The sequence below is a fragment of the Pedobacter sp. genome (assembly GCF_035566355.1).
GTDB lineage: Bacteria > Bacteroidota > Bacteroidia > Sphingobacteriales > Sphingobacteriaceae > Pedobacter.
Map to the genome: position 1 here is coordinate 1 of NZ_DATMRL010000237.1, position 9251 is coordinate 9251.

Below are 9251 nucleotides of genomic sequence, written 5' to 3' on the forward strand. Positions count from 1 at the left end.
CATCTGTACGATAAATTTGAAAATGGCGAGTCTGTAGGTGGAAAAATTGATCAAGTCCGTATTTTCTTTACGCTGGCTTTTTGCATACTGCTCATTGCCTGTGTCAATTTTATGAACCTTTCAACGGCCAGGTCAGAAAAGAGGGCAAGGGAAGTTGGTGTACGTAAGGCTATAGGTTCCTCCAGGAAATCACTGATCAGCCAGTTTATCATTGAATCTGTATTGCTTTCTTTTATAGCAATGACTGTTGCTTTTGTGCTGATTGAAATCAGTTTGCCTTATTTTAATGCTTTGTTAAATATAGAACTGGTTATTAGTTACACAGACTGGATATTTTGGGCGACTTTAATTGGTCTGACCATACTGACCGGGTGTATTGCGGGAAGTTATCCTGCATTTTATTTATCTTCTTTTGAACCTGTGAGGGTTTTAAAAGGGTTTAGCGTCAATGGAGGTTCCACACTTTCTATCCGTAGGGTACTTGTGGTTTTTCAGTTTGTATTTGCTGTTTGTTTGATCATTTGCACGTTTGTTATTTATCAGCAGCTAAATTATATCAAAAATAAACCTGCGGGTTTTAATAAGGATGGATTGATAGAAATTCCTATTCAGGGTAATCTTCGTAACAAGAATAAGTTACATCTTCTGGAAGAACAGTTACTGAAATCTGGTGCTGCAAGCCATGTTTCCTATTTTAGCAATAGCCTGAATGAGGGTGGAAGCAATACTTTCGATGTCGACTGGACAGGGAAAAATCCAAAGGATGCAGTATTGTTTAATTATAGATGTGCGGGCCCTGATTTTACGGAAACTGTAGGTGCAAAAATGCTTGCAGGCCAGGAATTCTCCAAAATTCACAGGGATACTACAAAAGTAATGATTAACGAAGCCGCAGCCAAGGTTATGGGTTTAAAGCAGCCCATTGGCGCTACATTCAGGTGGTGGTCCAAACCTGTTGTTGTGCTCGGTGTAATGAAAGATTTTATTATGGAATCGCCATATCAAAGTGTTGGTCCTATGATTATTGCAGATGAGGAAATTAACTTTAAATATGTACTGGTCCGGTTAAACCCTGGGCAAAGTATTTCTGCTTCGATTGCAAAAATTGATGAGATAGCCAGAACGATTAATCCTGATTTCCCGGTAGGCAGGCATTTTGTAAGTGAAAATTTTGAGCTTAAGTTTCAGAATGAGCAGTTATTGGGTACTTTATCAAATTGGTTTGGTGGATTTGCCATTTTTATTTCCTGTCTTGGATTACTGGGCCTGGCCTTGTTTATGGCAGAGCAACGAAAAAAAGAGATCGGTATCCGGAAGGTTCTGGGGGCCAGTACAATAAATATTCTTACCCTGCTCAACAAAGATTTTGTAAAGCTGGTGGCTATTGCGAATTTGATTGCTTTTCCAATTGCTTTCATCATTATTCAGAATTGGTTGTCGGCTTATCAGTTCCGGGTTAGCCTTTCTTTTTTACCTTTTGCGATAGCCATTGCACTTTCTCTTTTCATTGCAATTCTTACCGTAAGTATGCAATCGGTAAAAGTGGCAAAGTCAGATCCTATAGATGCGCTTAAATATGAATAGTTTTTAAACGAAAAGAAGATGTTTAAACTGAATTTGAAAATCGCTTTGCGGAACTTATGGAAAAACAAGGCTTTCACAGCAATTAATATAAGTGGTTTAGCCATTGGTATTGCGAGTTGTATGGTCCTGTTGCTGTATGTTGCTTATGAGTGGGGCTACGATAAGCAATTCAGTAATTATGAAAAAACTTACGTGGTATACCATAACATGGATGCCAACGGTGAAATTTCAAGCTGGCCGTGGACACCAGTGCCGATGGCGAAGGAAATCAGGGATAAAATAGCCGGTGTAGCTTATTCATCACATTCCACTTATCCGGAAAATATACTTATTGGTTATAAACATAATAATTTTAAAAAGATGGCTTTGTTTGCAGAGCCTTCCTTCTTGAAGATATTGGATTATAAATTTATCAGGGGAAGCGCTGCCAGTGCCTTAAAGAACATCAATACAGTAATCTTAACAGAGACATTGGCAAAGAGTTTATTTGGTAACGAAGATCCGATCAATAAAACAGTAAAATTGGGAGACAGGGAGGGTTTGAAAGTAGAAGGTATTATTGAAGATATCCCTAAAAATAACAGTTTTCGTTTTGATTATTTACTGCCCTGGGCTTTGAAAGAAAGGCAAAATCCATCGTTAAAAGAACTGAACTGGAAATCCAATAATGGTTTGACGATTATACAGTTAAAGGACAACAGGTTTTTTGATCAGGTAAGCCGGGAAATGAAAGGAATCTATAAGCGGAACAGAAAAGTTTCTACCAGTGAAGCCTTTTTGCAGCCACTGGCAAAGTTGCACTTATATGATAAATTTGAAAACGGGAAAGCTATAGGTGGTAAGATTGAGCAACTTCGGATTTTCCTGGTTTTGGCATTTTGTATCTTGTTGATTGCCTGTGTGAATTTCATGAACCTTTCTACTGCCAGATCTGAAAAGAGATCGAGAGAGGTGGGGGTGCGTAAGGCGATAGGTTCTTCCAGGAAATCTTTAATCGGACAGTTTATGCTGGAGTCAATGCTTCTTGCCATGATGGGTATGGGAGTGGCATTTATGCTGATTGAATTGGTTTTGCCTTATTTTAATGGTCTGCTCCATATTCATCTGGCCATAGCTTATAAGGATTGGCGGTTTTGGAGCGCGCTCTTAGGTTTATCTTTGCTAACCGGCTTTATCGCCGGAAGTTATCCTGCATTTTATCTTTCATCATTTGAAGCGATAAAGGTGTTAAAAGGCTTGAACAAGACTGGGAATTCCTCATTTTCTATCCGAAAGGTATTGGTGGTTTTTCAATTTATATTTGCATCCTGCTTGATTATTTGCACCTCTGTGATTTATCTGCAGTTGAATTATGTAAAAAATAGACCTATTGGATACAATAGAACAGGGCTGATGGAAATACCCATCCAGGGAAATTTACAAACGCAGTCCCAATTGCTGCTGGTGAGAGAGCAACTCCTTAAATCCGGGGCCGTTACTGATGTAACTTATTTTAGTCAGCCCTTAAATGAACTTGCCAATAATACAACTGATTTCAGCTGGCCTGGTAAAAACCCCAACGAGATGATCCTAATTAATGACCGGTATTCTGGATATGATTTTAGTAAAACGACAGGGACAAAGATTCTGGCGGGAAGAGATTTTTCGCCCCGGTTTGCAGATTCGACATCTATTCTTGTAAATGAAGCTGCGGTAAAAACGATGGGGTTAAAAGAACCTGTAGGAGCAACGATCAGATATGCGAATAAACCTTATACTGTAATTGGGGTGATGGAGGATTTTGTTACGGAATCACCTTATAAAAAAGTTGATCCCATGGCCATATTTTTCCAGATGGGAAGGGTAAGTTCTATTATTGTCCGGTTAAACCCTGGTGAAAATATAAGCAGTTCAATTGAGAAGATTGACGGGATTTTTAAAAAGATAAACCCGGATTTTCCTGTAGAAAGACGATTTGTAAACGATGATTTTGAGGATAAGTTCCAGAGTGAACAATTGTTGGGTACTTTATCTAATTGGTTTGGTGGCTTTTCAGTTTTTATTTCTTGTTTAGGCTTACTGGGGCTTTCCTTGTTCATCGCAGAACAAAGAAAGAAAGAGATCAGTATCCGTAAAATTTTGGGTGCCAGCACCATAAATATTGTAGCATTACTGAATAAAGATTTTATTAAACTCGTGGCGCTCGCCAATTTAATTGCGTTTCCACTGGCCTATGTTATGATTAATACATGGTTGTCTGGTTTTGAATTCAGGATTAAGATTTCCATTCTTCCATTTACCATTGCTATTGGGCTCTCGTTAATAATAGCGCTGCTAACGGTAAGTATGCAATCAGTGAAAGTTGTAAAGGCTAACCCGGTAGATGCCCTTAAATATGAATAATACTTAACCTGAAAAATATGTTTAAACTGAACCTTAGAATAGCATTGCGCAACTTATGGAGATATAAGGGGTTTGCGCTTATTAATATTGGAGGTTTGGCTATTGGGCTGGCCAGTTGTATGTTGTTGCTGTTGTATGTGGCGTATGAATGGGGTTATGATAAGCAGTTCAGTAACTATGATAAAACATTTGTGGTGTATCTGAACTCTAAAAGCAGTACAGAAATTAAAAGTTATCCTTTTACACCCAAGTTAATGGCCCCGGAGATCAGAAAAAATATACCAGGTGTAGCGTATGCATCTCATGCCTCTTTTCCGGTTGATGAACTCATCAGTTATAAGAACAAGAATTTTAAAAAAGCTGTCGTTTTTGCAGATCCTTCCTTTCTGAAAATATTGGATTATACGTTTATAAAGGGAAACCCTAACCGGGCGCTTCAGGATATCAATACCGTGATTTTAACGGAAAGCATGGCGAAAAATTTATTTGGGGAGGAAGACCCGATCAACAAGGTCTTAAAATTCCAAAACAGGGAGCCGTTAATTGTAGGCGCTGTTATAGCAGATATCCCTAAAAACAATACGATTCAGTTTGATTACTTATTGTCTTGGTCCTTGAATGAAAAACTTAATCCCTGGGTAAAGACCTCTACCTGGGGAAATAATTTCTGCTTCACGATCATGCAGTTAAAGGATCTTAAGTATTTTGATGAGGCAAGCAGACTGATTAAAAGCATTTATGTACGCAACAGTGAAGGTTCACCCAATGAGGGCTTAATGCATCCGCTGGCTAAGTGGCATTTAAATGATCAGTTTGAGAATGGAAAATCAACAGGCGGAAAAATTGATCAGCTTAAGATATTTATTGTTCTGGCCTTTTGTATTCTTTTAATTGCTTGTGTTAATTTCATGAATCTGTCTACTGCAAGATCTGAGAAAAGAGCAAGGGAGGTAGGTGTTCGAAAAGCAATAGGTTCTTCCAGAAATGCACTGATCGGACAGTTTATGCTGGAATCTATGTTGCTTTCTTTGTTGGGTATGGTTATCGCTTTTACTTTAGTGGAATTGAGTTTGCCGTATTTCAATGGTTTGTTAAATATTGAACTTGTTCTGAATTATGGTGACTGGAAATTTTGGACTGCTTTAGCTGGCTTAACCTTAATTGCCGGATGTATTGCCGGAAGCTACCCTGCTTTTTATCTTTCTTCATTTGAACCGGTAAAAGTATTGAAGGGATCTAGCCTCACAGGAAGTTCCTCTTTTTCAATTAGAAAAATACTGGTTGTATTTCAGTTTGTTTTTGCAGCTTGTTTGATTATTTGTACAGGTGTAATTTATCAGCAGCTTAACTTTATTAAAAACAAGCCTATTGGTTATAACCGGAATGGCCTGATTGAACTACCACTTCAGGGAAGTCTCTCGCAGAAAAAAAAGATGGATCTGGTTAAAGATCAGCTGCTAAGATCAGGTGCTGCGGTTTCAGTAACTTATTACAGTCAGAGTTTAAACCAGGGTGCTAATAATACTCATGATTTTTCCTGGCCTGGTAAAGATCCAAATGACCTTGTTTTGATCAACTATCGTGGTGCCGGGGATGATTTTACGGAAACTTTAGGCGCCAGGCTTATTGCAGGAAGAGAATTCTCCCCAAAATTTGCGGATACGGTTAATGTGATGCTCAATGAGGCAGCTGTAAAATTGATGGGATTGAAAAAGCCTGTAGGCGCTGTCATAAAATGGGACGGTACTCCCGTGACTATTATTGGTGTGGTGAAGGATTTCGTTATGGAATCTCCGTATCTAAATGTAAATCCGATGGTGATATATCATCCAAAGTCTGCTTACAGTTATCTGATTGCCAGACTAAATCCTGACCAGAATGTCAGCACTTCTCTGACTAAGGTTGATGAGATTATTAAGGAAATAAACCCTGATTTTCCGGTAGACCGTCATTTCATCAGCGATGATTTTGAAAAGAAATTTCAAAATGAACAATTACTGGGTACACTATCCAATTGGTTTGGTGGATTTGCAATTTTTATCTCGTGCTTGGGCTTACTTGGCCTTGCATTATTTATGGCTGAGCAGCGGAAAAAGGAGATCGGTATCCGTAAAGTTTTAGGTGCCAGTACCATGAATATTTTAACGTTGCTGAATAAAGATTTTATAAAGCTGGTGGCCATAGCCAATTTAATAGCCTTTCCATTGGCTTATATGATCATTCATAAATGGCTCTCTGGCTACGATTTTAGGGTGAAGATTTCCTTTCTGCCTTTTGCTATTGCCACTGGTCTGTCTCTGATCATTGCTGTGCTTACGGTAAGTATGCAGTCTGTCAAAGTAGCGAAAGCCAATCCAATTGATGCGTTGAAATATGAATAAATCTAACCTGACTTAAGATGTTTAAACTGAATTTGAAAATAGCGTTGCGCAACTTGTGGAAAAACAGGGTATATACTGCTATAAATATTGGAGGTCTTGCTATTGCGCTGGCGGCTTTTATCGTTGTGGTTTTATATGTGACTTATGAGACGAGCTATGATAAAAATTTGTCGAATTACAATCGCATTTATTTGGTTGGAAGAAGCTTGCCGGATTCTAAAACAGATTATACGCCAGCACCTCTTTCTAAACTGATTAAAGATAATTTTCAGGAAGTTGAAGCGGTTGGAAGGGCAAGGAATACCTGGTTTGAGTTTCCTCTAAATACCGCGCAGGGAAGGGTATATTCGAATAAGACAATACAATTGGACTTAGAAACGGCTAAGATGTTTGAGATCTGGCCGGATAAGAGGCTAATAGAGACGAAAAGTATGATGCTTGAAATGTATGTACCCAGTCTGTTTCTAAAGGAATTGTTCCGTAATGAAAAGGTCAGTTTTCCCAGGATGGTTGGCATTGGGTCAAAAAAAGCCGGGCAGACTGTGGAAATCAAGGGCGTAATCAATCGGTCGGATGAACACTCAAATCTTAAATTTGACATCCTCGCTTTAGGGAAGGACATTAGCTTTGGTGATCAGGATTATGGTACGAATAATTTCCAAACCTATATCCAGGTTAGAAAAGGGACAGATGTTGGTGGACTTCAACAAAAAATAGATCGGTTATACAAAAAGGAACTTATTAAATCTGGTGTTTCAGCTTCCGACTTGAGAATTGCCGGCCGGTCAGTCATCTTTCTTGACCCTTTGAAAAATTTGCACCTGAAACCTATGGCTGGAACAGATGCCAACAATAGGATGGTCATTGCGCTCTTTTGGCTCAGTGTATTGATTATGGTCATTGCCTGTATCAACTTTACCAATTTAACCATTGTACAGGCAACTAAAAGGGCCAAAGAAGTGGGGATGAAAAAGGTAATGGGTGCTTATCGGGTGGATCTTATTGTTCAGTTTATTGTGGAAATCTATATTCAATGCTGTGCGGCGATGGTTCTGGGTTTGATTATGACTGAAGCATTGCTGCCAGTTTTTAATGCACAATTAAATCTACCGCTTAGCTTATTGAAAGGGGACTCTGCTTTGCTCTGGCAATTGCCGTCGATATTGTTTGCCATTACAGCTATTTCTGGTGTTTACCCTGCATTTGTACTTTCTGGTTATAAACCTGCATCTGTTCTTAAAGGTAATTTGCAGACCAGTTATAAAACATTCTGGCTAAGAAATGCACTCCTGGCCGGACAATTTAGTATAGCGGTTATTTTTATCGTAGGGTTATTCATTGTAAGTGATCAGTTAAAATATATGCGCACCGAAGATACGGGATTCAAAACCGGGCAGGTGGTATACATCAAAAACATACAACTTTATAATAAGCCTGGAGACTTTGATCAGGCAAGGGCAAGAATTATGAAAATACCTGGAGTAAATCATGTTACGGTTAGCTCGGATATTCCTGATGGATCTAAACCAGGAACAAGTGTATACAAATTGAGCAATAAAGAGTTATCTCTGGATTTTCTGGATGTTGATTTTGATTATTTTGAAACGCTTAATATTAAACTTAAAGAGGGACGCTTTTTCCTGCGTGAATTTAATGCAGATACTGTTAATTCTGCAATTATCAATGAAACTGCCGCGGCCAGATATGGTATTACCAATCCGGTTGGCAAAATAATCCGTGGCTGTGATATGGATTATAAAATTGTTGGTGTCATTAAGGACTTTAAGGCTCAGGGATTTGAAAGGGCTGTTGAACCGACTATATATGCGGTAAAGAATCCATGTAATAACAGGAAAACGAAGATTATGATCAATATAGATCAAAACAGAATGACTTCTGTTCTTGCTGCGTTAAAATCTCAGTGGTCTGATATTAATAAACTTGATGGTGAAGATTTTAGATATGAATTCCTTGACGAACTATATGGGCGTTTGTTTAAAAAGCAGGAACAGTTGCAGTCTGTGTTTTTCTTTGCTGCTGTATTGACTATTTTCATTGCTGTACTGGGGCTGTTTGCTTTCTCGGCTTTTACTACGAATAACCGGATTAAAGAAATATCGATAAGAAAGATACTTGGGGCGACCAATTTACAAGTGTTTAAATTGTTGAATGTGTTTTATATCTGGATTGTATTGATCGCTAACCTGATTGCCTGGCCACTGGTTTACCTGCTTGCCCATCAGTGGCTGGACATGTTTGCTTATCGAATAGATATGCCTTTTTTACCATTCCTGATTGCTGGAATTATATCTGTTACGCTGACCTTATTGACCGTTACTATACAAGCTGGAAAAGTTGTTAAAATGAGTCCTGTTGATGCACTGAAATATGAATAATCCTTAAAACTGATTATATGTTCAAATTGAATTTAAAGATTGCATTGCGTAATCTGTGGAAATATAAGGGCTATACCCTGATTAATATTGCTGGCTTATCTATCGGGATGGCCAGTTGTATTCTGATCTTTATTTTTATAAGGTATCAGATGAGTTTTGATCAGCAATTCAAACATAAAGACCGTATTTTCAGGGTGGTATCTTATTGGAAATACGCCGACGGAGAAGAATACCAGAGAGGCGTACCTATACCATTGATGCCGGCATTGCGTAATGATTTTGCACAAATGGAGCAGGTAGCTCCGCTGCAGCGAGGTGGAGGAATTGTCCGGGTTAAGGATGATTCGGGTCGCGAAAAGATTAAAGAAGCAGTTACGCTGTTTTATGTGGAACCACAATTCTTTAAAATATTTGATTATAAATGGCTTCAGGGGAATCCGCAGGAGGCATTGTCCTCTCCAAATACGGTAGCCTTGTCGGAGGAAATGGCCACCAAATACTTTGGTGA

At 38.7% G+C, this 9251-nt stretch carries 5 protein-coding genes; all 5 read left to right on the forward strand.

The features are described from left to right. The coding region (locus tag VNZ46_RS09175; protein ID WP_325559827.1) for an FtsX-like permease family protein at window positions 1-1584 on the forward strand (1584 nt) is incomplete at its 5' end. A gap of 18 nt (window positions 1585-1602) precedes the next feature. After that, entirely contained in the window at window positions 1603-3966 is a 2364-nt protein-coding gene (locus VNZ46_RS09180; protein ID WP_325559829.1) for an ABC transporter permease, read from the forward strand. Window positions 3967-3983: 17 nt separating this feature from the next. Continuing rightward, a complete protein-coding gene (locus tag VNZ46_RS09185) occupies window positions 3984-6347 on the forward strand; it encodes an ABC transporter permease (protein WP_325559830.1) in 2364 nt (787 codons plus the stop codon). Window positions 6348-6364: 17 nt separating this feature from the next. After that, window positions 6365-8743 carry an ABC transporter permease gene (locus tag VNZ46_RS09190; RefSeq protein WP_325559831.1) on the forward strand — a complete coding sequence of 793 codons (2379 nt, stop codon included), beginning with the start codon at window positions 6365-6367 and terminating at the stop codon, window positions 8741-8743. 17 nt (window positions 8744-8760) lie between these two features. Then, a partial coding sequence (locus VNZ46_RS09195; protein ID WP_325559832.1) for an ABC transporter permease occupies window positions 8761-9251 on the forward strand: 491 nt, incomplete at its 3' end.

What these genes read in the sequence shown, in the direction of transcription:
- VNZ46_RS09180 (WP_325559829.1), top strand. Translation starts at nt 1,603, where the DNA reads ATGTTTAAACTGAATTTGAAAATCGCTTTGCGGAACTTATGGAAAAAC.
- VNZ46_RS09185 (WP_325559830.1), top strand. Translation starts at nt 3,984, where the DNA reads ATGTTTAAACTGAACCTTAGAATAGCATTGCGCAACTTATGGAGATAT.
- VNZ46_RS09190 (WP_325559831.1), top strand. Translation starts at nt 6,365, where the DNA reads ATGTTTAAACTGAATTTGAAAATAGCGTTGCGCAACTTGTGGAAAAAC.